Annotated in this window: 23 protein-coding genes and 1 tRNA gene; 14 read left to right on the top strand and 10 right to left on the bottom strand. The window is 65.7% G+C overall.

Translation table 11 applies throughout. The annotated features are described in order from the left end of the window. Window positions 1–50 precede the first annotated feature (50 nt). Window positions 51–722: an MspA family porin gene (locus NA5_RS16015; RefSeq protein ID WP_062986508.1), complete on the top strand. Its 672-nt coding sequence runs from the start codon at window positions 51–53 to the stop codon at window positions 720–722. Between the two features lie 132 nt (window positions 723–854). Here NA5_RS16015 and mscL read toward each other — a convergent pair whose 3' ends face one another. The 4 genes from mscL to NA5_RS16000 form a co-directional block, all read right to left on the bottom strand. Beyond that, entirely contained in the window at window positions 855–1262 is a 408-nt protein-coding gene (mscL, locus tag NA5_RS16010; RefSeq protein ID WP_062986506.1) for a large conductance mechanosensitive channel protein MscL, read from the bottom strand. Window positions 1263–1371: 109 nt separating this feature from the next. After that, a complete protein-coding gene (locus tag NA5_RS16005; protein ID WP_062986504.1) occupies window positions 1372–2070 on the bottom strand; it encodes an SAF domain-containing protein in 699 nt (232 codons plus the stop codon). A gap of 110 nt (window positions 2071–2180) precedes the next feature. Beyond that, window positions 2181–2477, bottom strand: a complete 297-nt coding sequence (locus NA5_RS39290; protein WP_084484170.1) for an FmdB family zinc ribbon protein — start codon at window positions 2475–2477, stop codon at window positions 2181–2183. A gap of 69 nt (window positions 2478–2546) precedes the next feature. After that, complete coding sequence (locus tag NA5_RS16000; RefSeq protein WP_062986646.1) at window positions 2547–3134, bottom strand: 5-formyltetrahydrofolate cyclo-ligase; 588 nt, start codon at window positions 3132–3134, stop codon at window positions 2547–2549. A gap of 86 nt (window positions 3135–3220) precedes the next feature. Between NA5_RS16000 and NA5_RS15995 the strand changes: the two genes are divergently transcribed. From NA5_RS15995 to NA5_RS15975, 5 genes are all read left to right on the top strand, one after another. Then, window positions 3221–4177 carry a UTP--glucose-1-phosphate uridylyltransferase gene (locus tag NA5_RS15995; protein ID WP_062986502.1) on the top strand — a complete coding sequence of 319 codons (957 nt, stop codon included), beginning with the start codon at window positions 3221–3223 and terminating at the stop codon, window positions 4175–4177. Between the two features lie 203 nt (window positions 4178–4380). Further along, window positions 4381–5640, top strand: a complete 1260-nt coding sequence (gene glp, locus NA5_RS15990) for a molybdotransferase-like divisome protein Glp (RefSeq protein ID WP_062986500.1) — start codon at window positions 4381–4383, stop codon at window positions 5638–5640. 12 nt (window positions 5641–5652) lie between these two features. After that, window positions 5653–6303 (top strand): GNAT family N-acetyltransferase, encoded by a 651-nt coding sequence (locus NA5_RS15985; RefSeq protein WP_157110444.1) that lies wholly within the window; start codon window positions 5653–5655, stop codon window positions 6301–6303. Between the two features lie 326 nt (window positions 6304–6629). Beyond that, window positions 6630–7703, top strand: coding sequence for a divisome protein SepX/GlpR (gene sepX, locus NA5_RS15980; RefSeq protein WP_062986498.1), 1074 nt, complete (start codon window positions 6630–6632; stop codon window positions 7701–7703). A gap of 85 nt (window positions 7704–7788) precedes the next feature. Then, window positions 7789–7864: transfer RNA gene (locus tag NA5_RS15975), tRNA-Ala, on the top strand. A gap of 10 nt (window positions 7865–7874) precedes the next feature. Here the strand turns inward: NA5_RS15975 and NA5_RS15970 are convergent. The 3 genes from NA5_RS15970 to NA5_RS15965 all read right to left on the bottom strand — a co-directional run bounded on the left by NA5_RS15970 (window position 7875) and on the right by NA5_RS15965 (window position 9049). Then, window positions 7875–8114, bottom strand: coding sequence for a DUF8020 domain-containing protein (locus NA5_RS15970; RefSeq protein ID WP_062986496.1), 240 nt, complete (start codon window positions 8112–8114; stop codon window positions 7875–7877). Further along, window positions 8111–8248: a hypothetical protein gene (locus NA5_RS40400; RefSeq protein ID WP_157110443.1), complete on the bottom strand. Its 138-nt coding sequence runs from the start codon at window positions 8246–8248 to the stop codon at window positions 8111–8113. The genes NA5_RS15970 and NA5_RS40400 overlap by 4 nt, the downstream gene beginning before the upstream one ends. A 177-nt stretch (window positions 8249–8425) precedes the next feature. Further along, window positions 8426–9049: an antibiotic biosynthesis monooxygenase gene (locus tag NA5_RS15965; protein ID WP_062986494.1), complete on the bottom strand. Its 624-nt coding sequence runs from the start codon at window positions 9047–9049 to the stop codon at window positions 8426–8428. Window positions 9050–9294: 245 nt separating this feature from the next. Between NA5_RS15965 and NA5_RS15960 the strand changes: the two genes are divergently transcribed. Beyond that, window positions 9295–9612 (top strand): hypothetical protein, encoded by a 318-nt coding sequence (locus NA5_RS15960; protein WP_062986492.1) that lies wholly within the window; start codon window positions 9295–9297, stop codon window positions 9610–9612. Window positions 9613–9641: 29 nt separating this feature from the next. Here the strand turns inward: NA5_RS15960 and NA5_RS15955 are convergent, their stop codons facing one another. Next, window positions 9642–10538, bottom strand: a complete 897-nt coding sequence (locus NA5_RS15955) for an alpha/beta fold hydrolase (protein ID WP_062986643.1) — start codon at window positions 10536–10538, stop codon at window positions 9642–9644. A 181-nt stretch (window positions 10539–10719) separates the two neighbouring features. Between NA5_RS15955 and NA5_RS15950 the strand changes: the two genes are divergently transcribed. Then, window positions 10720–11547, top strand: a complete 828-nt coding sequence (locus NA5_RS15950) for a GNAT family N-acetyltransferase (RefSeq protein ID WP_371856428.1) — start codon at window positions 10720–10722, stop codon at window positions 11545–11547. On the opposite strand, the gene NA5_RS15945 is transcribed toward NA5_RS15950, so the two are convergent. Continuing rightward, window positions 11544–12794 carry a KasA/KasB family beta-ketoacyl-ACP synthase gene (locus tag NA5_RS15945; protein WP_062986638.1) on the bottom strand — a complete coding sequence of 417 codons (1251 nt, stop codon included), beginning with the start codon at window positions 12792–12794 and terminating at the stop codon, window positions 11544–11546. The genes NA5_RS15950 and NA5_RS15945 overlap by 4 nt on opposite strands. A 617-nt stretch (window positions 12795–13411) precedes the next feature. Here NA5_RS15945 and NA5_RS15940 point away from each other — a divergent pair. Further along, window positions 13412–13867, top strand: coding sequence for a DUF8176 domain-containing protein (locus NA5_RS15940; protein WP_245672252.1), 456 nt, complete (start codon window positions 13412–13414; stop codon window positions 13865–13867). A 4-nt stretch (window positions 13868–13871) separates the two neighbouring features. Here the strand turns inward: NA5_RS15940 and NA5_RS15935 are convergent, their stop codons facing one another. Beyond that, complete coding sequence (locus tag NA5_RS15935; RefSeq protein WP_062986636.1) at window positions 13872–14594, bottom strand: uracil-DNA glycosylase; 723 nt, start codon at window positions 14592–14594, stop codon at window positions 13872–13874. Between the two features lie 232 nt (window positions 14595–14826). Between NA5_RS15935 and NA5_RS15930 the strand changes: the two genes are divergently transcribed. From NA5_RS15930 to NA5_RS15910, 5 genes are all read left to right on the top strand, one after another. Then, window positions 14827–15270: a GyrI-like domain-containing protein gene (locus tag NA5_RS15930; RefSeq protein WP_062986487.1), complete on the top strand. Its 444-nt coding sequence runs from the start codon at window positions 14827–14829 to the stop codon at window positions 15268–15270. Continuing rightward, window positions 15267–15701: an effector binding domain-containing protein gene (locus NA5_RS15925; protein ID WP_062986486.1), complete on the top strand. Its 435-nt coding sequence runs from the start codon at window positions 15267–15269 to the stop codon at window positions 15699–15701. The genes NA5_RS15930 and NA5_RS15925 overlap by 4 nt, the downstream gene beginning before the upstream one ends. 257 nt (window positions 15702–15958) lie before the next feature. Continuing rightward, the gene (locus tag NA5_RS15920) at window positions 15959–16723 is read left to right on the top strand and encodes a hypothetical protein (RefSeq protein ID WP_063813416.1); all 765 of its coding nucleotides are present in this window, start codon (window positions 15959–15961) and stop codon (window positions 16721–16723) included. After that, the gene (locus tag NA5_RS15915) at window positions 16720–18867 is read left to right on the top strand and encodes an Rv1355c family protein (RefSeq protein WP_062986484.1); all 2148 of its coding nucleotides are present in this window, start codon (window positions 16720–16722) and stop codon (window positions 18865–18867) included. The genes NA5_RS15920 and NA5_RS15915 overlap by 4 nt, the downstream gene beginning before the upstream one ends. Window positions 18868–18934: 67 nt before the next feature. Continuing rightward, window positions 18935–20752: a putative bifunctional diguanylate cyclase/phosphodiesterase gene (locus tag NA5_RS15910; RefSeq protein ID WP_062986634.1), complete on the top strand. Its 1818-nt coding sequence runs from the start codon at window positions 18935–18937 to the stop codon at window positions 20750–20752. Window positions 20753–20889: the final 137 nt, after the last annotated feature.

Genomic DNA, 20889 nt, shown 5'->3' with positions numbered 1-20889 from the left:
ACTTGCCGAATCGAATTCATCGAACTCAATCGCTAGGGGTAGTACCAATCATGATCGATCGTAAGTTTGTGGCGCGCGTGGCCGGGCTCGGCGGCGCCGCCGCGTTGGCACTGGGACTGTTGTCCACCGGTGCGGCGAATGCCGACACCTTCGTTCCGCTACCGGGCGGCCAAATCGTCAAAACGCTTTCCGACGGAACGGTTCTCACCATCCGGCTGGTCGGCGAATCGGCCAATATCAATCCGTCCATGGGCGCAACACCGGTGCATCGCAATGCGTGGGTGTCCGGTAGCGCGCAAGTCGAGGTGACCGACGGCTGGAACGGCGCGATCTTCCCGGGGTATGTCGTTGCCTGCCAAGTGAATATCGACGGCGGCGGTGCCGAGGGCGGCGTCACCGGCGGTCTGGACTGGAGCGACAGCCAGAACGTCAAGCCGAAGGTGAGCGCAAGCAGCGGCGCCAACCTGAGTCTCGGTCCCGGCCAGGCGCAGTCGTTCTACGTGCTCGACCTCGAGCAGGCCGACGACTTCGGCAATGAGGCGCACAAGAAGCGCAATAAGTTCAAGAACGGCAGCGGCTCGGTCACCTGGGCCGATGAAACCATCGGTCTCAGCGGCTGTGGCGGCTACGCGCAGGCGCGCTCCTTTGTCAGCGTCGAGGTGGAGACCGACAATGTCATCACCTGGACGACATTGTGGGGTCAGCCCTTCAGCCTCGGCTGAGTATTCCGCTCGAATAGGTGAACGGGCCCGTCGCATGTGCGACGGGCCCGTTTGCGTTATAGCGCAGGAAATTACCGTATGTTGTTGTGGCGTAGTCGAATTCCGGTCGACGTTGTCGGCAGGAAATTCGGCTCAGAATTCGTGACGTCCGCCAGCGCTGCGCTGACTGTCGGCGAGCAGGTCGCGGATCTCGATCAGCACCTCTGAATCGCTGAGTTTGGTATCCGGAGTGGTGCCGAACCGCTTCTTCGCGTGCAGTGCGGGAAGCACCAGCACGAAGTACAGCACCGCCGCGATGATAAGGAAGTTGATGGCCGCGGTGATGAGCGGACCCACCTGCACAAAGGTCGCCGGTTTATCGGCAACCAACCGGAAACCGAGGGTGATGTCGTCCTGCTCGCCGAACATGGCGAGAATCGGGTTGATGATGCCATTGGTGAACGCGGTGACGATCGCGACGAACGCGGTACCGATCACCACGGCCACTGCCAGGTCGACGACGTTTCCGCGGAGTAGGAAATCCTTGAAACCCTTGAGCATTGCCGATATCTCCTCTACGGGTGGGAGCTGACTCGTTGTGCTCGGCGGTTCGGGCTGCCGTATCGACCGATGCTAGTTGACCTTGATGGCAAATGCTTGGCAACTTCACTCAATGAAAAACCACGGTCAGGGCGGTGCGCAGCGAGGCCGCGGCCACCGCGGTGGCATGTTCTGCGTCCATCGCGACCAGTACCACCCGCTCCGGCGCGCCGCGCCGGTCACCGGGGCCGGATACCAGCACGACCGCCGCATTGATCGCGAGCAGCCGGGCTGGTCGGGTGCCGGGACCGCTCTGTTCCTCGGCCCCGATGACATCCACTCGGTCGCCAGCCCGCAGGATCTCCGCGACCGCGGTATCGGCCAGCCGAATGGGCACGATCCGGGCATTGTCCGCTCCCGTGGCGACCGCCGCCAGGCGTGGTCCGACGATGCGTAGATCGGTGAATACTTCCCCGGTGCGCATAGCGCCCGTCAGCGTCGCGCCTACCAGGACGGCGGTATCGTCGACCGCGCCCGCGGGCAGTGCGGCGGATTCCAGATGTGTCGAGCGCAGATCCGTTGCCTCGAGCAAATGGCCCGGCGGTAGATCGCGTCCGGCGACCACGACCTGCGCGCGGGCACTGCTGGGATCACCGCGCAGGAACAGAATGATCGCGAGTGCGGCAAGTGCCGCTGCGAGCAGCCGTCGAGCGAGCAGCGCATCGGCCCATGGCGGCCTATTCCAGAGAGCCGAGCGCAGCGCGTCACCGCGGCCGAGATCGCCGAAGGACCGGGTCTTGCCCGACGGAATGATGCCAAGGGAAGCCATGCCGGGAGCCTATGGTCACCAGCACCGCGACTCGCCCGAGAAGAGCATGCCCTGTGGATAACGACAGCCCTGGGGACAACTCCCGCGCGGCTGCTTCTACCAGGCGGAACTCAGCTGGCGATGGCCGTGCTGGTGGCGGCGGCGCTGCTCGACGAACCGGAGTCCGAACTCGACGCGGAGCTGCTCGCGCCGCTGTCCGTCTTCGCGGGCTCGCTGGCGGTCGAAGAGCCGCCGCGGCTGTCGGTGCGGTAGAAACCGCTGCCCTTGAACACGATGCCGACCGAGTTGAAGAGCTTGCGCAGCTTGCCAGAGCACTCCGAGCAGACGCTCAGCGCCTCATCGGTGAAGGACTGAACGATGTCGAAGCGGTTGTCACACTGGGTGCACGCATATGAATAAGTTGGCACTGGATCCTCCGCAGGGTTCGTCAATCTGGCACTCTACAGGCGACAGTGCCAACACCGCCAATCGGCATTTCATTCCGCAGCCGCACCGCCACTCAATCGATGCAGTCCGCCATGCGGGGTGAGGGCCCAGCCCATGCGCCGATCGTGTGGTTCCTCGGGGAGCCGGTCGAGCAGTTCGTCGTCGCGGACCACCGCGATCAGCCGCGCCGTCGGTCGAGCCGCGGGCAGCGTCCAGTCGTAGTACCCGGCACCCCGGCCGAGTCGGACGCCGCGACGATCCACCGCCAGCGCCGGGACCAGGATCAGCTCCGCCAGTGTGATCGCATCGGTGAGCACCGCTCCCGCGGGTTCCAGCAGTCCGAATCTGGCCCGCCGCAGGTTGTCGGGGCTGGTGAACTCGGCCCAGCGCAGTGGTCCCGGCGGTCCGGTGACCGGCAGCAACACCCGCGCACCCGCCCCGCGCAGTGCGGTCAGCATCGCCGTCGATCCGGGCTCGTCGTGCATCGGCACATACGCGCACACCCATTCGGGGACATTGAGTCCGGCGACACTGTGGGACAGCTCACGTGCCTCGGTTTCCTGGTCCGCCCTGGTCATCGCGGCCCGTCGAGCAGTTATTTCGGCCCGCCAGGCATGTTTGTCGCGCTCGCCGGGCATCTCCACAGTGATCACCTTAAGCTCACCGGGACCCGAGTCGGCGTGATGGCCGCTTCGGGCCGGTGACGGATGGATAGGGTAGGCGTATGACAGCAAAGGCCGGACAATCCGCGAATGGCACGGTCGTGTCGTGTTTCCGCACGGCCGTCGTGCCCGCGGCCGGACTCGGGACGCGGTTCCTGCCCGCGACCAAGACCGTGCCCAAGGAGTTGCTGCCGGTGGTGGACACTCCCGGCATCGAACTGGTCGCGACGGAAGCCGCCGATTCCGGTGCGGAGCGGCTGGTCATCGTGACCTCGCCGGGTAAAGACGGCGTGGTCGCACACTTCGTAGAGGACTTGGTGCTGGAGGGCACGCTCGCCGAGCGCGGCAAGTTCCAACTGCTGGAGAAGGTGCGCAAGGCGCCCGCGCTGCTGGATGTCACCTCGGTGGTCCAGGACGAGCCGCTCGGCCTCGGCCACGCCGTCGCCCAGGCCGAGGGCGCCCTCGATGACGACGAGGACGCCATCGCCGTACTGCTGCCCGACGACCTGGTGCTGCCGTGCGGAGTGCTCGACGTGATGAGCCGGGTCCGGCGCAAGCGCGGCGGAACTGTGTTGTGCGCCATCGACGTTCCCAAGGATCAGGTCAGCGCCTACGGCGTCTTCGACGTCGCGCCGGTGCCCGATGCGGTGAACCCGAATGTATTGCGGGTCAATGGAATGGTGGAAAAGCCCGCGCTCGAGGACGCGCCGTCGACCTACGCGGCCGCGGGCCGATACCTGTTGGACCGCGCCATCTTCGACGCGCTGCGCCGGATCGAACCGGGCACCGGCGGCGAGCTACAACTCACCGACGCGATCGCTCTGCTCATCGAGGAAGGCCATCCGGTCCATGTGGTGGTCCACCGTGGGTCGCGCCACGATTTGGGCAACCCGGGCGGTTATCTTCGTGCTGCGGTCGATTTCGCTTTGGAACGAGAGGAATACGGCCCCGCCCTGCGGGAGTGGCTGCAGCATCGGCTCAGTGCGGACTGGGACCCACAGCTGACGACCTACGACTGATAGGCGCGGGCGTCGGGGTTTCGCCGATAGTGGACCGTCGGGTACGAATGATGGTTCATCTGCGGTGTGAGCGACGGGCTCGGAGGCGGCAGCTTGCGTAACCACGCAGAGCCCCGGGAACGCCGCGGATCGGCAGAGTCGTGCGGGTTCGGTTGCGCGGCGGCGGAATCGGGTCGGTGCGACAGAGATCAGGGAAGGGCTGGATGCGCTCGGTTGAGGATCAGCAGATCAAGGTGACGGCCGCGGCGGTCGCGCCCCGGCCGGTCCGGGTCGCGATCTCCGAGGCGCAAGGCCTGCTGTGTGCCGAGGATGTCGTCACCGAAAGGCCGCTGCCCGGATTCGATCAGGCCGCCATCGACGGTTACGCGGTGCGCAGCGTCGACGTGTCCGCCGCGGGCACCGACATCCGCGACGAGGACGGCGAATTGGTCGATCTCACGCTGCCGGTGGTCGGCGAGGTGGTCGCCGGTTCCAAGCAGCCGATCCGATTGCAGCCGCGCCAGACCGTGCGGGTCGATACCGGGGCGCCACTGCCGACGCTGGCCGATGCCGTGCTGCCCTTGGATTTCACCGATGGCGGCCGGGCCAGGATCAAGGTGTACGAGCCGGTGCGATCCGGTGACTATGTCCGGCGCATCGGTGACGATGTGCAGCCCGGCGATGTCGCGGTGCGTGCCGGCACCATCATCGGTGCGCCGCAGGTCGGTCTGCTCGCCGCGGTCGGACAGGACAAGGTGCTCGTGCATCCGCGCCCGCGGCTGTCGGTGATTTCGGTTGGCGGCGAGTTGATCGATATCGATCGCACGCCCGGGCCGGGACAGGTCTACGACGTGAATTCCTATGCCCTGGCCGCGGCCGCGCGCGATGCGGGCGCGGATGTGAACCGAGTCGGCATAGTGAGTTCGGATCCGCGGCGGCTGCGCGATGTGGTGGAGGGGCAGCTGGTTCGCTCCGAGGTCGTGGTGATCGCGGGGGCCATCGGCGGCTGGGCTTCGGAGCAGGTACGCGAGGCGCTCGAGGGTCTCGGCGAACTCGAAATCACCAGGGTCGCCATGCATCCCGGTTCGGTCCAGGGTTTCGGGCGGCTCGGGCGCGATGAGGTGCCGACATTTCTGCTGCCGTCGAATCCCGTTGGCGCACTTGTTGTTTTCGAAGTCATGGTACGACCGCTGATCCGAATCGCTTTGGGCCGCAGACATCCTATGCGTCGGATCATCCGCGCCAGAACGATCACGCCGATCAGTTCGATGGCCGGACGCAAGGGTTACCTGCGCGCGCAACTCATGCGCGACGAAGCCACCGGCGACTATCTGGTGCAGCCGCTCGGCGGCGGCACGGGCGGTTCGTCGCATCTGCTCGCCACGTTGGCCGAGGCGAACAGTCTGATCGTGATCGACCCGGACGACACCGAGATCAGGACCGGTGACGAGGTCCGTGTCGCATTTCTCGCACAGCGTGGCTGAGGCGTGGAGACGATGAATGTGTTCCGGGTCACGCAGCATCCCGGTTGGCCCGCGCATCTTGGACCGGTGCGGGTCGCGGCCGGGGAGGTGACATTGCGTCCGGTGCGGTTGCGCGATGCGGCGGCATGGAGCCGGATCCGGTTGCGCGACAGGGCGCATCTGGAGCCGTGGGAACCGACCGGGCGCGGTGCCTGGGAGGCGCGCAACCACGTGTCGAACTGGCCGTCGCTGTGGTCGAGTCTGAAGGCCGAGGCCAGGCGCGGTGCCATGATCCCGCTCGTGATCGAGGTCGACGGTGCGTTCAGCGGGCAGCTGACCATCGGCAATATCGTGCGCGGCGCGCTGCGTTCGGCGTGGATCGGTTATTGGGTGGCCAAGGATTTGGGCGGTAAGGGCGTGGCTACGGCCGCGTTGGCGCTCGGGCTCGACCACTGCTTCGGGCCCGCCGGATTACATCGGGTCGAGGCGACCGTGCGGCCGGAAAACCTGGCGAGTCAAGCGGTTCTGCGCAACGTGGGGTTCCGCGAGGAGGGTCTGCTGAAACGCTACCTCGATGTGGATGGGGCCTGGCGTGATCACCTGCTGGTCGGCATCACCGTCGAGGAGGTGGCGGGGACCGTCGTCGATCGACTGGTGCGCGATGGGCGGGCCACGCTGCCCTGAAATATCTGTACGTCCGTACTGTTTTCGGCGCGCCCGGCCGTCTTCGCCGCGCGGCGAAGATGGTGGAACTGTGACAGGTGTGGCGTATGTGCACGGCGCGCCTGACCGAACTTGGTGCGACACGGAATTAACCTACGGACGTCGGTGGTGCGTCCCGTGCCACCGGCAACCAGCCTGTGAGGCAGTGCCGAATACACCTCACGGCGGCCGGACGTCCGTCCGTCCGAGGCGTTTTGCGGCGAGCGAACGCACCGCGACGGGGCGCGGTGCGACCCGGTCGAAGGGCCGAGCGGACGATGCGGCGGGGACGGAGGTGCAGAGGCGAGATGCCGAATTCGATCCTGTGGATTGGTTTGGTCGTGCTCTGGGTCTTCGTGCTGTTCCCGATCCTCGCCGACCGGCACCCCAGGATCAGGCAGACGACCGACGCGGCGTTGGCGACCCGCGTATTGCACCGCGGAGGTTCCAAGCGGCGCACCAAGAGTGGTCCGGCGGCCGGACACGACAGTGATCCGGATTACCGACCGACCCGAGTGCAGAGAAAGCTTTCCCACAGCGATGATGCGGAGGACCGGATGACCCCACCGGCCGACGAGCAGGTCACCGAGGAAGATAATCCCGCGGACAACTCGCCCGAAGCCGGGTCGGCGGAATTCGATGCCGAAATCGACGCCACCGATGCCGAATTCGACGGCGCGGCTGGTGAATTCGACGACGATGCCGAAGAACTCGACGCCGTCCATTCCGATAATGCCGAAATCGCAACGGCCCGAACGGCTGCGAAGCAACGGGCGAGCGCCGATGATGACCGGGTGGCTTTAGAGCACACCGAATCGAACGGTGCCCGAATCCCCCCGGCCCGTACGGCGGCGCCCGCTCGATTCGACGAATCCGACTCCGACGACTTGGATTTCGTGCCGACCCGGCGCGGCCGCGGCGGCTTCGACCCGGAAGCCGATGCCATCGCGCGCGCGGCCCGCTACACCTTCCGTCAGCGCGCGGTACTCGGCCTGGTCCTGGCCGCCCTCGCCTGCGGCGGGCTTTCGGTGGCGCTGAGTCCCATGTTCTGGTGGGGTTGCGGCGGCTCCGCGCTCGTCCTGGTGACCTACCTGGCGTACTTACGCAAGCAAGTCCGGATGGAGGAGGAAATCCGCCGCCGTCGCCTCGCCCGCCTGGCCCGCAGTCGCGGCGAGCACATCGAGGCCGAACGTGAGGCCGAGCAGCGCGCCGCGCAGCGCGTCATGGACCGCGACACCGCCCGTGCCCTGCGCCGCCGCTCCGCCCTTATCGAGGTGGACGACGAAGATCCGATGTTCGAACACCTGGAAACCTTCGACGCCGCCACCGCCCGCGCCCTGCGCCGCGGTACCGGCGACATCCGCCGCGCCGCCGGAGCCTGACACATCCATCCAGGTCAACGCCACGATTCGGAGTCTGTCCACATCGCCTGATACAGTGTCACAGCGCGGTTCCCCGGAGCCGCACGGGGCTATAGCGCAGTTGGTAGCGCGTCTCGTTCGCATCGAGAAGGTCAGGGGTTCGATTCCCCTTAGCTCCACCACAAGCCCGGCTCAGGCCGGGCTTTCTGCTTTCCGGTCCCACTTCGTGGCGGCCGAACCTCCAACTGATTGCCGCCGCCCGCTCATCTCCTTACCTTGAAATTTCTGCAATCTCAGCGTCAGCGTCCGCTCCGTGTCACCGAGTGACGGCGTGAGGGAGAAGTTCTGGCCGGTCTCCATACGCAATGTCGTCGGGATCGTGCCGACGATCGCACCGTTGTCGGCGATCACGTTGACGGCATCGGGTGTCACTTCGAACTTCGCGAGGCCAGATCGCCAGTAGCGCTGCTGTGATCCGCCGCGAGTGTTGTCGTGTACGGGATCGGCCCGTCCACCCCGGTCATGGTGAGGTTTGCCAGGATGCCCTCACCGTGCGCTGTAGCCATGGCTATGCCCGTTGACGCGATGGCCAAAAAGCGGTCTCCACTAATTTCTTGATAATCATTGGGAGTCCAATCATCGGATAATGTTGAATTCCCTCTGTGCGCCCTAGAGCTTGATTCGTGGGTATTCAGCTCACGGCTCCCGACCGATCAACCGGTCGGGAGCCGCATTCGTGCGATTTACACCAATTCGGGGACGCGGAGGTGCGCGATGGCCAGCTCGCACTCGCACATGTCGGTGACCTGCATACCGGCTTGCCGGGTGATTCGCTCGCGCAGTGCGGTCGCGTCCTCGCGGTTGCGTTCCATGGCGTCGGCGGTGTCGAAGGTGACGCAGGAGACACCGCGGCCGGATGCGCGCTCGACCAAGAGGCTCGCGCTGCAGAATCCCTCCAGGGATTCCATGCCGGGTAGGCCCTGGGATTTGTAGGCCTCGATCGCCGCGTCTTGCCGATCCGGGTTGGTCTTCATCCAGACAACGCGGGCGCAGGCGCCCTGCTGTGCGCTGTGATCACGATGCAGGACGGCGATTTCCCATTGCTCGATCTGGGTGCCGCCGTCGCCGAACGCCGCCGCCGCACGATCTCGAATGGGGCGAACCCGGTCGGCGCTGTCGTTCATCGCCTCCTCGGTTTCCCATGAGGTAGTGACGATGCACCTGCCGGACTGGCGATCGACCAGCAACGATAGTCCGACACAGCCGGGTATGTCTTCTACAGCTGGCATTACCTCGTTGCGTACGTGCGCAATCCCGGCATCGATCGCGGAGGGTTGCGCCTGAATAGTCGTAGAACGTGCGTACACGAGCGACTCCCTCGGTGTTCAGGGCAGCGCCCCGGTGGCGCCACCGACATATTCACACTGCCCCCCCCGCGGCGCTCATGGCAATAGGCTCAGCACACTTCGCGCAACTTATGTTCGGGAGCGGAGACTGCCGCCGCGGCCGCCGAAGTTTGCGGCAGCTGATGTGGGGTACTTCCGGCGCTGAACGAATTCGGGGCCATCGGTGGCCGGGCGGTCGGCGGACCAGTCCGGGAAGAGGAATTATTATGTGGGACAATCGGTTCGATCACAGCGCCACGCGTCGGCAGATCGATAGCAGTGAATGGGACACCAGTACAGTTGCTTTCGCCGAGATCGCGGACAACTTGGTGCGAAATCTGCTCGATACCGGACTGCAGCTCAACAAGATCGGTATCGAATTCGACAGGGAGCCGGCCGCATCCGCGCGGGCGGATCGGACGCGGGATGCGATAAGCGACATCATCGACGACCTCGACCGCATCATCCGCGATGCCGGTCTGGCCGTGATCGCGGTGACTTCGACGCTACCGAGGGTAGAGCCGGGCACATCACGGCACAGATGACCGGCGCGGCGTTGATCGAGTGACAAGGGCTACTGCGTCTCCGCCGCCAGTTCGATCAGGCGGGCGCGGACGAGTTCGGGGCGTTCGTCGGCGACGAAATGCCCACAGCCGGTTACCGGTTCGAAGGTGTAGTCGTCCGCGCGGGCGGTTTCGGCCGCGGCCAGGGAGCGGTGGACGGCGGGGTCGTCTACGCCGAACAGGGCGCGGATCGGGATGGTGGCGCGGCGGCGTTCCGGATGACGTGCGGCCTCCGGGATTTCGCGCAGCCAGAAGGTGCGGTAGGTGTCGGTGGCGGCGCGGGCGCAGACCGGATCGCGGAAGCGGTCGGCGAATATGCGGATCACCTCGGGACCGACCCTGCTGTGGTCGGTGATCGCCCCGCTGATGAGCCATTCGAGGAATGGGGTGCGCTGCTGCAGCGATACCCCCACCGTGGCGACCAAGGGCTGGTAGGCGAGAAAGCGCCAGATCTGTCGCATGACCGTCGTCGGCGGTACCCACGGATGGGCCATATTCAGCACGAGGTACCCGTCGAAGCGCTCGGGTTCGCGCAGCACCATGCGATAGCCGATATAACCGCCCCAGTCGTGGCCGACGAGTAGCACCCGTTCCAGGCCGAGGGCATCGAGGAGGGCGAACACATCGGAGGCGACGTCCTCCTTCGACCACCGGTGTGGCGCCGGTCCCGACCAGCCATAGCCGGGCAGGTCCGGGGCGATGATCCGGAGTCCTTCGGGCGGCTCCGCGAGTAGATCCCGATAGGCGTAGTGATGCTGTGGCCAGCCGTGCAGCAGCACCACCGGGCGACCGTCCTGCGGCCCGGACTCGGTGACGTGGAACCGGACATCGCGAGCTGTCACGAACGACCGGCGCACCCCGGGGATGACTGGTGGTTCGGCGACAGCGGTACCGTCGGTAACAGGCATAGCACCCACGATAGTTCGCCGGGCGTCTGCCGAACGACCTTCCGCGGTCGGATTCGCACCACCGCCCGTGGTCGGATAGCGCGCTGCCGACATGCCGAATCCGCACGGCGCTGAAAACCAAGTGAATCCGTCGCTACCGACAAGGTAGGAATTTCTCATGCCGACTGAATTCGCTCCGGGTTTGTTCGCCGGACAGGACCTCGCCGCGCGGGTCGAGCACGCCGAACGCACGCTGATCGAGGAGGGCGCGCGGGCGGCCGCGCGCCGGGACCCGCGGCAGCGAGTGCTGGTGCGCCCCATCGGCGGCGGTCTCGCGGTGTGGGCGGGCCCGGGTTCACCGCTGGACAAGGTGGTCGGCGTCGGGATGAACGGCGCTGCCTTCGATGACGCCGAGTTGGACGCGGTCGAACAAGCCTTCGCCGAGCGGGAAGCGCCGGTCCAGATCGAAGTCTCCACGCTGGCCGATCCGGCCGTGGTCGAACGACTCACGCGTCGCGGTTATGTGCTGTTCGGCTTCGAGAATGTGCTGGGCTTGCGGCTCGAGTCGGGGCGGCGGGCTCAGCTGGCCGATGGCATCGAGATCCGCGATGTGGGGCACGACGAATTCGAGACCTGGGTGAATGTCGTCGTCGACGGCTTCGCCACCCCGGACACCCAGGGCGTCGCCTCGCACGAGGAATTCCCGCGCGAGGCCATCGAGACCGCCGAGCGCGACCTCACCGCGACGAGCGGTTTCGTCGGCTCGCTCGCCGTGATCGACGGCAAGCCCGCTGGCGGCGCCAGCCTGCGCCTCAGCGACGGTATAGCCCAATTATGCGGTGCGGCAACCCTTCCCGAATTCCGCCGCCGTGGCGTGCAGGGCGCAATGCTGTCGATGCGCCTCGCCGCCGCGGCGGCCGCGGGCTGCGACCTCGCGGTGGTTACGACGCTGCCGGGTTCGAAGTCCCAGCAGAACGTCCAGAAGCTCGGCTTCCAGCTGCTCTACCCGCGGGCCATCCTCGTCCGCTAGTACCGGCCGAAGGCCAGCGCGACATTGTGCCCGCCGAATCCGAACGAGTTGTTGATCGCGTACTCGATCTCCTGGTTGCGCGCCTCGCCGTGCACCACATCCAGATCGATCTCCGGATCCTGGTTGTCCAGGTTGAGGGTGGGCGGCACGATGCCGTCGCGGATGCTGAGCACGGTCAGAATCGATTCCAGTGCGCCCACCGCGCCGATCGAATGCCCGAGTGCGGATTTCGGCGCGTACACCGAGGCGTGGTTACCGACGGCCTTGTTGATCGCGTTCGCCTCGGCGGTGTCGCCGATCGGGGTCGCGGTCGCGTGCGCGTTGACGTGGGTGATGTCCTTGGAGGTCAGGCCTGCGATCTGCATAGCCCGGGTCATCGCGCGGGCCGCGCCGTCGCCATCGGGGGCGGGAGCGACCAAATGGTAACCGTCGGAGGTGATTCCGGCACCGAGCAGGCGCGCGTGGATGGTCGCGCCACGAGCCTTGGCATGCTCCTCGGTCTCCAGGACCATCAGCGCACCGGCCTCGCCGAAGACGAAACCGTCGCGATCCTTGTCGAATGGACGCGAGGCGCCCTTCGGATCGTCGTTGCGGGTGCTCATCGCGCGCATCATGGTGAAGGACGCGATCGGGAGGGCATCGATATATCCCTCGACGCCGCCGGTGACGACCATATCGGCGTCGCCCATCGCAATCATCCGCCACGCGTTGACAATCGCCTCGGACCCGGACGAGCACGCCGAGACCGGCGTGATCACGCCCGCCTTCGCCTTCAATTCCAGACCGACGACCGCCGACGGGCCATTCGGCATGATCATCTGCACGGCCAGCGGCGAAATCTTGCGGTAGCCACCGTTTTTCAGCTTGTTGTTCGCATCGGTGATCGCATCGGCGCCGCCGAGCCCGGTGCCGATCGCCACACCGAGCCGCTCGGGATCCACCTCCGGACTGCCCGCATTGCGCCACACCTCGCGTCCGAGGACCGTCGCGAGCTGTTCGACATAGGCCATCCGACGCTGTTCGACCCGGGTCAGCAGGGTCTCGGGGCGAACCTTCAGGTGACCGCCGATGCGGACCGGGAGGTCGTACTCCTCGACGAAGGGATCCTCCAGCACGTCGATTCCGCTCTCGCCGTTGAGCAGTCCCTTCCACGTCGCGTCGACATCACCCGCGATCGATGTGGTCGCCGCGAGACTCGTCACGACGATATTCGGGAATCGCCCGTCGGCGGCAAAGGGGTTTCGCACGAGAGTCACTCCTGGTTTGTCTTCCGATAACGCAGTTTTCGGTGTCCTGGCGAGAGCCTTATCCGAATTGGACAGGCGTTCGACGGACTACGGCGGCCGGACATCGTTGTCGTGCGGCATCGTCGCAGGCGTTCTACTATGCCGCCGAATGCACCGAAATGCATTGCTGAGCTGGTATTTCCGCTGGACATCGTTTCCGGAAGAGCATACCGGCGCGGATTGATCACGGTATGCCCGTCATTACGAACCTTCGGCCCGGCGGTTGTGGGAAACCTCCAAACTCGCAGGAACCGCGCTCATCCGCGGGCGGTTCGGGCGCAGTGTGCTGGTCCATTGACCGGTTCTGTCCGGCCCATTCGGTCGCCTTGCCGACGCATCTATGCAATCTTGTTATTGCACAACGGCATTGAAAGGGTCGCCCCAGCGGCTCGGTGAAGGGGTGTGGCGAGATCATGGTGCGCGGGAGTGGCTCGGCCGATCCGCTGTGGCCGGGCATGCTCCCGTCCGGGCCCGCACCACGTGTCCTCCCCCCGACGCGCCCACATCGCCGGAAGCGGCGTCCACCGCGTCGGCCCTGGCTGGTCGGCAGTGCCGCAATCTTCGGGACGCTGGCGGCGGTGGCATTGGTGCTCGTGTACACGGCCGAGGCGAGCAATACCCGGCAGTCGACGGCCACGATCACCGATCCGGTGCTCGGCGGCGGACCGAACTGCGAGCCGATACGCACCGAACAGTTGGTGCGCGGCAACGGAACCGGGTCGACCGCGTCCGGTCCCGATGTGATCCTGGCCTTCCAATACGCCTATTACGTGACCCGCTCGGGCAGGGACGCACGCGCATTGACCACAGCGGATGCGGCGGTGTCCTCGGTCGCGTTGATCGATGCGGGCATCAAGTCGATTCCGCCCGGCACCCAGCACTGCGTCATGATCACGCCGATGCTCGACGGTCGCTTCGACGTCGTTATCACCGAATTCCGATCGGATGCGACGGTGCGCACCTACCGACAGTTCGTCACCGTCGCGCCCCACGAGGGCATTACCGTCATCACCAGGATCACCGCGCCGTCCTGACTGCTCAGCTCCGGCGGGCAGGGAGACCAGCCGCGGTGGCCGCGGCGGCCAGCACCGTCTCCAGCATTTCCGGGGTCAGCCGTCCGGTGAAGGTGTTCTGCTGACTGACGTGGTAGCAGCCGAACAGGTGCAGCGGCGCTCGATCGTCGACGTTCGGCGGCAGCACAACGTGTGCGCCGTGCCCGAACTTGGGCCGTGGACGCGGTACCGTCCAACCCGATCCGGCAAGCACCGGAAGCAGCGCCTGCCAGCCGAACGCACCGAGCACGACCACGGCCCGCAATGTCGGTGTGAGCAGGCCCAATTCGGTTTTCAGCCAGTGACTGCAGCGATCGCGCTCATCGGGCGTCGGCTTATTGTCCGGCGGCGCGCAATGCACCGGCGCGGTGACCCGGGCGCCGATCAGCCGCAGTCCGTCGTCGCGGCGCACCGCGGTCGGTTGATTGGTCAGTCCGACGTTGTACATGGCGGCATAGAGGAAGTCCCCGCTGCGGTCGCCGGTGAACATTCGCCCGGTCCGATTGCCGCCGTGGGCGGCCGGGGCGAGCCCGACGACCAGCAGCCGTGCGTCATCCGGACCATAGCCGGGAACCGGCCTGCCCCAATAGGTTTCGTCACGGTATGCGGCGCGCTTCTCCCTGGCCGCTCGTTCCCGCCAAGCAACCAGCCGCGGACAGGCGAAGCAATCCGCGACCGCGGCGTCGAGTTCGGCGATGGTCTCGCACACAATCACATGGTGCCGTAGGTCATTGCGGCGCGAGCAGGCCGGTCAACTGGTCCACTATGCATCGATAGCCATCGGTTTGCGTACAGGTCGCACGACCAGTTCAACGCGGTGGTGCGGTGTGCATAACGACCCGGACATGTGAGCCGGACCACGTGGTCGAGTTGATAGCATGGCCTTTCTGGCCGACCGGATGCGGGCAACGCCCCCGGGTTCACCTCGAAAGAGTCATTCCATGCAGTTTGAAATCGTCGAGCGAGACGAAACGTGGGTTGCCGGGCTCCCGGTGCGCAGCCCGAAACGTGCGCTCGGGGAACTGCGGGACCACGACCTCGAGGCCGCGTGGGCGGCGGTACTGCATCAGGAACTCGGCGGTCAGCTGGCCAGCGCCTACACCGACTACTCCGGTGAACTCGGCACCTACAACACCCAGATCGTCGGCTATGAGTGTGTGTCCTTCGACGAGGTCACCCGCGGTCACCTGGTCGCGCGGCTGCCGCGCGGCACCTATGCCAGATTCTCCTCGGTCGGTAACTTTCCGCAGGTGATGACCGACCTGTGGACGCAGATCGCCTACGCCGAGGAGCACAACCAGATCAAACGCACCTATACCGGCGATTTCGAGTGTTATCCGCACGCCTACAAGATCGATCTCTACCTGGCGGTCGAGGCGCGATGACATACGCGATCGTGGTGCGCCGTGAGGCCATCTACGGCGGTCTGGTGGTGCCGCGGGTACGTCCGAGCTTCAAGGTCAGCAATAGCGACCTGATCGAATTCCTCAAGGATCGGCTGCGCGACCGCACGGGCGCGGACCAGCCGATGTACACGGTGTACGTGCCGGATCCGGCCGGAAACTACAACGCCGTCGTGTGTTTCGAGTACTCCGCCGCGGGCGCGGTTCCGGTCGGAGACGTACTGGTCAAGGTGCCCAAGGGTGTCTACGCTCGGTTCGAGCCGAACGGGGATTACCACGATCCGGTCGAGGATGTGTGGGCCCAGGTCGACGATGCGACGGCGTCCGCCGAGATCACCCGTGCGTACCGGGAGGAGATCGAGATCTGGCGCGGGCCGGAGTCGGTCGAGCTGTTCATCTCCATCCTGGTTTAAGTTTGCCTTCTGTTTGCTGTCTCAGTACCGACTGGTCTCCATGATCTATTCGATGGCATGTTCGAGTGGTCTGACCTGCGGTAATTTCGGGACAGGCAATCAGTTTTCGGAAGATTAACCAGATATCTGGTCAAATATTGTCCTATGACGGATACTGCCCTAGGCAAACTCACCTGATCGGCGAGTCGTCTGGCGAGTCGGTCAGACCGGCTCGATGACCGTGCGGATGCGCGGTAGCAAACGGAGTAGGAACACCAATGACTGTCGAAACAATCGCAGTCGGCCCCGGGGGCACACGCGATGCCGAGGTGTTGCGGTTTCGCGACATGCATTCCGGATATGTCTTTCATGTCGCTACTCCGCAGGCTCATCCCGATCTGTGGCGCCGTTATCTGCGCGGTGCGCTGCAGGTTTACCGGCACTACGGCGTTGATCACGCTTTGGAATACGACAGTGTTGTCGACGGCCTTTCGACGTCGTTGTTCTTCGCCGCTGTAGATCCGTCCGGCGCGGTCGTCGCGGGATTGCGGGCACAGGGACCCTACGGTGTGGCCGAGGAAGTGCACGCACTGCGCGCCTGGGCCGGTCGGCCCGGTGCCGCCGAGTTGCGCGCGATGGTTGCTGATCGGATACCGGAAGGTGTGGTCGAGGTGAAGGCGGTTTGGGTCGCCCGAGCGGCCGAGCATCGTGCCGCGCTCGCCGCCGCGGTCTCCCGCTGTGTCGTGCACGCCGCCCGACTGCTCGACGCCAGGTACGGTTTCGTCACCACTGCCACGCGAAATATCGGTCTGTACCGGTCGAGCGGTGGGTATGTCGCCGATCGGATACCGGCCGTGCCCTATCCTGACGATCGCTATCGGACCATTCCGATGTGGTGGGATACGCGGACATACCGGTCATTAGCCACAAAATTGCAGAGTTCGTTGACAGCGCTGGAGCGTGCGGCGCTCGATGCCTGGCTGTCGCCGCATGGTCGAGCGTCCTCGAGTGGACCAGGGATCGGAGGATTGGCGCAGGCATGAACGGTGACCTCACCGCGGACCACCGCCCGCTGATTCTCGATGAAAATGCCACAGCCGACGCGCAAATCCTCGTGCAATTACGGAAATCGCCGCAGGTCCGCATTCTCGATCTGCGCGATGTGCTGCGCGCCGAACTCGCCAAGGTGCGTCGGCCGCCACCGGATCTCGGCGGCCCGGAGACAGACCGATGGGTCTATTACCCGTGGCGGCGCACACTCGTCGGGCTGCCCGGTGAAAAGACATTTCGGGCAATTCGCTTGGACCGCAACCAGAACAAGCTCACCCGCACCGAACAGGAACGTTGCGCCGGTCTCGCGGTCGGCGTGGTCGGACAGAGCGTCGGACACGCGGTGGCCTACGCGCTGGCCCTCGAGGGCACCTGTGGCCTATTGCGCCTGGCCGATTTCGACGATATCGAGCTGTCGAATCTGAACCGGGTGCCCGGCGGGATCTTCGATATCGGTGTGAACAAAGCGATCGTGACCGCGCGCCGGATCGCCGAACTCGATCCGTATCTGCCGGTCGAGGTCGCCACCGCGGGCGTGGACGAGTCCACCGTCGACGCATTCCTGCACGGATTGTCGCTGGTCGTGGAGGAATGCGATTCGCTCGATATCAAGTTCGCCGTCCGGGAAGGCGCACGCCGACAACGCATTCCGCTGCTGATGGACACCAGCGATCGCGGCCTGCTCGATGTCGAGCGCTTTGACCTGGAACCGGACCGTCCCTCGTTCCACGGTCTGCTCGGCGCGACCGTCGGCGCGGACCTACGCGGGTTGTCCACGAAAGATAAAGCGCCGCACGTCATGCGGATTCTCGATCCGAAGGAGCTATCGGCCCGGATGGCCGCGAGTCTGGTCGAGATCGACGAAACCGTGACGACCTGGCCGCAACTCGGCGGTGACGTACAACTGGGCGCGGCCATCGTGGCAGCGGCGGTGCGCCGGATCGGGCTCGGCCAGAAGTTGTCCTCGGGCCGGACCCGGTTCGATCTGGAGCATGGTCTCGACGAGCTCGCCGAACCGGAGCCGGTATGCGAGAAGGTCTCCGACGAATTTCCGGTGCCCGAAGGTGGTGTGCCGTGTTCGGAGGGATCCGCCGTCGAGAAGGTGCTCGAATCCGCGCAGCGAGCGCCGTCGGGCGGCAACACCCAACCGTGGTACCTGCGTGTCGACGGCGACGAGCTACGCATCGATCTCGTCCGAACCCGCTCTTCAGCACTGGATATCGGCTATCGCGCCAGCGCGGTATCGATCGGCGCCGCGCTCTACAACGCCCGCGCCGCGGCCGCCGCGCACGGCATACTCGGCGCGCACGAGTTCATCGAGAACAACTCGACCCCTTTTTCCGCGGTGCTGTATCTCGGCGACCGCACCGATCCCGCACTGGCCGCGGACTATCCGTACACGCTGACCCGCGAGACGAATCGAAACCTCGGCGCGGGCGTGCCGCTGGCCGATCATGTCCTGCCTGCCCTGGCCGCGGCTGCCACCGACGCGTCGGTCCGTGCCATCACCGAACCCGATGAGCTCACCGCCGCGGCCGCGCTGCTCGGCGAATCCGATCGCATCCGCTATCTGACTCCGCGCCTGCATCAGGAGATGTTCGGCGAACTGCGTTGGCCCGGCGAGGATCCGCGCACCGGGATCGATATCCGGAGTATGGAATTGGCCGCCGATGAGCAGGCCAAGATCCGAATCGGCGAGCGCTCGGATGTGATGGATCGGTTGCGCGAATGGTCCGGTGGCGCCGCGCTCGGCGAATACACGCGCGACCGCGTGCTGTCGAGTTCGGCGCTGCTCGCGATAACTTTTCCGCGGCGATCCGGAGCAGAGTCGGTATCACTCGCCGATTACGCACGCGGTGGCGCGGCCGTGCAGCGGGTCTGGATCGCGGCGCAACGGCTCGGTCTCGCGGTGCAACCGGTCTCGCCGTTGTTCCTTTACGCGCGGCACCCCGACGAGCTGAAAGGGATTTCCCCGGATTTCGCGGATACACTTACCTCACTTCAGGGCCGTTTCCTGGACCTGCTGGGAGTGCCTGGGCATGAGATCATGGCATTGGTGCTTCGCCTGAGCTACGCGGTAGCAGCCACGGTCCGCAGCAGGCGGCTTCCAGTGCCGGGCGCGGGCAACCGCAGCTAGCGCGATCGGAGATAGGGTGCCTCGGCGAACGCTCGACTCATTGGTGACCCAGGTCGCCTCCGAGTTGATGGGCGTCGACGCCACAACGATGGTGGCGGCGAGTGAACGTGTGCTGGCCAGGTTGGTCGAGCATTTCGACGTCGATTTCAGCTACCTACGCCATACCGATAGAGAGCAGCGGGCGACCGTGCTCATCGCGGAATGGCCGCACCGTGGTGACATACCGGATCCGGACCCGCTGAAGATCGTGCATTTCGAGCACGCCGACTCGGTATTCCGGGAATTGGAACATGCCACCGAGCCGATCATCGTGCGGCCGTCCCAGCAATCCGCCGACTATCAGGAGACGATCCGGCGCTCGTCGGGCATACCGCAGGTCGCCATGGCCGCGGTGCCGCTGCTGTCGCGCGGCGAGTCGACCGGCGTGTTGGGATTCATCAAACAGGGCGATCGGGACTGGAGCACCCGGGAACTGAATGTGCTCAAGGCGATCGCCGCACTCTTCGCCCAGTTGCAGGCGCGCGTGGTGGCCGAGGAGCGATTGCGCTATATCGCCCTGCACGACGATTTGACCGGGCTGGCGAACCGGCGGGCGCTGCTCGAACATATGGAGGAACGGCTCAGGCAGGGCAGTCCCGGCCCGGTGGCCGCCTTCTTCCTCGATCTCGACCGGCTCAAAGCGCTCAACGATTTTCTCGGACATACCGCGGGGGACAACTTCATTCGCACGCTTTCCTCGCGACTGCGGGAGAATCTCGACCCCAATGACATGATCGCCCGACTCGGTGGCGACGAATTCGTCATCGTGCCCGCCAAACCGATGGATGCGGTGGCCGCCGAATTGGAAGCGACGCGGATCCAGCAGCTCATCGGACGGCGGGTCACTGTCGGCGGGGAATCGGTCAGCCGCGGCGCCAGCGTCGGTGTCGCGGTCGGCATTCCGGGCGAGACCACGGTCGCGGATGTGCTGCGCCGGGCAGATCACGCGCTGCTGTCGGCGAAATCCGGCGGCGGCAATGGCGTCGCGGTCTTCACCGACGCCATGCGCGCGCAGTTCGAGCTGCAGGACGATGTGGAGCTGAATCTGCGCGGCGCGGTCTCCGACGGGTCGCTGCTGCTGCACTATCAGCCCGAGGTCGATCTGCGCACCGGGCGGGTCGTCGCGCTGGAGGCGCTGGTGCGCTGGTTGCATCCGACCAGGGGGCTGCTGCCGCCCGGTGCGTTCGTCACCGTCGCCGAGGCCACCAATCTCGCGGGTGAGCTGGGGCGCTGGGTGATCCGCTCGGCCTGTGCGCAGTTCGCGGAATGGCGCAGGCGGGGGCTGGCGGCGAATGTGGTGATGCGGATAAATGTTTCGCCGGTTCAGCTGGTCAGCCTGGATTTCGTGGAGCGGATCGAGGATATTCTGCGGCTGTTCGGGATCGATGGCAGTTCGGTCTGCCTGGAGATCACTGAACATGTGGTGGTACAGGATCTGGCGCGCACCCAGGTCACGCTGCGCGGACTCAAGCGGATGGGCGTGCAGATCGCGATCGACGATTTCGGCACCGGATACAGCTCGCTGTCGCATCTGAAAGCGCTTCCGGTCGACGCGGTGAAGATCGACCGCGGCTTCGTGCAGCGGCTCGGTGCGAGCACCGACGATCTGGCGATCGTGAAATCCATAATCGGGTTGGCCGGGTCGTTCGGGCTCGGTGTGGTGGGGGAGGGCGTCGAGACGCCGGTGGCCGCACGGACCCTGGTCGGGCTGGGTTGCTATCGGGCGCAAGGGTTTCTGATCGCCCGGCCGATGCCCGCCGATGAGGTGGAGGCGCATCTGGCGGTCGGGCGCATTCCGCTGGATCTGGATCTGCCTCGGGCGGGCCGCGGTATCACGCGCGCATGACCGGTATGTCCGGTCCATCGCCGCAGATCGAGACACCGGGCGGCGTGCCTGGGTCGCTGCGCCGTCGCACGCGTTAGCAGGGTCTTTCACGGGTGTTCATGCGGTGTTGGGCGCATCGGTTCCGGGGGGAACCCGAT

It is taken from the genome of Nocardia anaemiae NBRC 100462 (assembly GCF_001612725.1).
Taxonomy (GTDB): Bacteria; Actinomycetota; Actinomycetes; order Mycobacteriales; family Mycobacteriaceae; genus Nocardia; species Nocardia anaemiae.
This window is presented reverse-complemented; position numbering and strand designations above follow the sequence as displayed.

Bases quoted from the DNA above. Each gene is read 5' to 3' on its own strand.
- NA5_RS15925 (WP_062986486.1), top strand. From the start codon at position 15,267: ATGACATACGCGATCGTGGTGCGCCGTGAGGCCATCTACGGCGGTCTG.
- NA5_RS15995 (WP_062986502.1), top strand. From the start codon at position 3,221: ATGACAGCAAAGGCCGGACAATCCGCGAATGGCACGGTCGTGTCGTGT.
- NA5_RS15985 (WP_157110444.1), top strand. From the start codon at position 5,653: ATGAATGTGTTCCGGGTCACGCAGCATCCCGGTTGGCCCGCGCATCTT.
- NA5_RS15910 (WP_062986634.1), top strand. From the start codon at position 18,935: ATGGGCGTCGACGCCACAACGATGGTGGCGGCGAGTGAACGTGTGCTG.
- NA5_RS16000 (WP_062986646.1), bottom strand. From the start codon at position 3,134: ATGCCCGGCGAGCGCGACAAACATGCCTGGCGGGCCGAAATAACTGCT.
- NA5_RS15955 (WP_062986643.1), bottom strand. From the start codon at position 10,538: ATGCCTGTTACCGACGGTACCGCTGTCGCCGAACCACCAGTCATCCCC.
- mscL (WP_062986506.1), bottom strand. From the start codon at position 1,262: ATGCTCAAGGGTTTCAAGGATTTCCTACTCCGCGGAAACGTCGTCGAC.
- NA5_RS16005 (WP_062986504.1), bottom strand. From the start codon at position 2,070: ATGGCTTCCCTTGGCATCATTCCGTCGGGCAAGACCCGGTCCTTCGGC.
- NA5_RS40400 (WP_157110443.1), bottom strand. From the start codon at position 8,248: ATGGCTACAGCGCACGGTGAGGGCATCCTGGCAAACCTCACCATGACC.
- NA5_RS15960 (WP_062986492.1), top strand. From the start codon at position 9,295: ATGTGGGACAATCGGTTCGATCACAGCGCCACGCGTCGGCAGATCGAT.
- NA5_RS15930 (WP_062986487.1), top strand. From the start codon at position 14,827: ATGCAGTTTGAAATCGTCGAGCGAGACGAAACGTGGGTTGCCGGGCTC.
- glp (WP_062986500.1), top strand. From the start codon at position 4,381: ATGCGCTCGGTTGAGGATCAGCAGATCAAGGTGACGGCCGCGGCGGTC.
- sepX (WP_062986498.1), top strand. From the start codon at position 6,630: ATGCCGAATTCGATCCTGTGGATTGGTTTGGTCGTGCTCTGGGTCTTC.
- NA5_RS15915 (WP_062986484.1), top strand. From the start codon at position 16,720: ATGAACGGTGACCTCACCGCGGACCACCGCCCGCTGATTCTCGATGAA.
- NA5_RS15920 (WP_063813416.1), top strand. From the start codon at position 15,959: ATGACTGTCGAAACAATCGCAGTCGGCCCCGGGGGCACACGCGATGCC.
- NA5_RS16015 (WP_062986508.1), top strand. From the start codon at position 51: ATGATCGATCGTAAGTTTGTGGCGCGCGTGGCCGGGCTCGGCGGCGCC.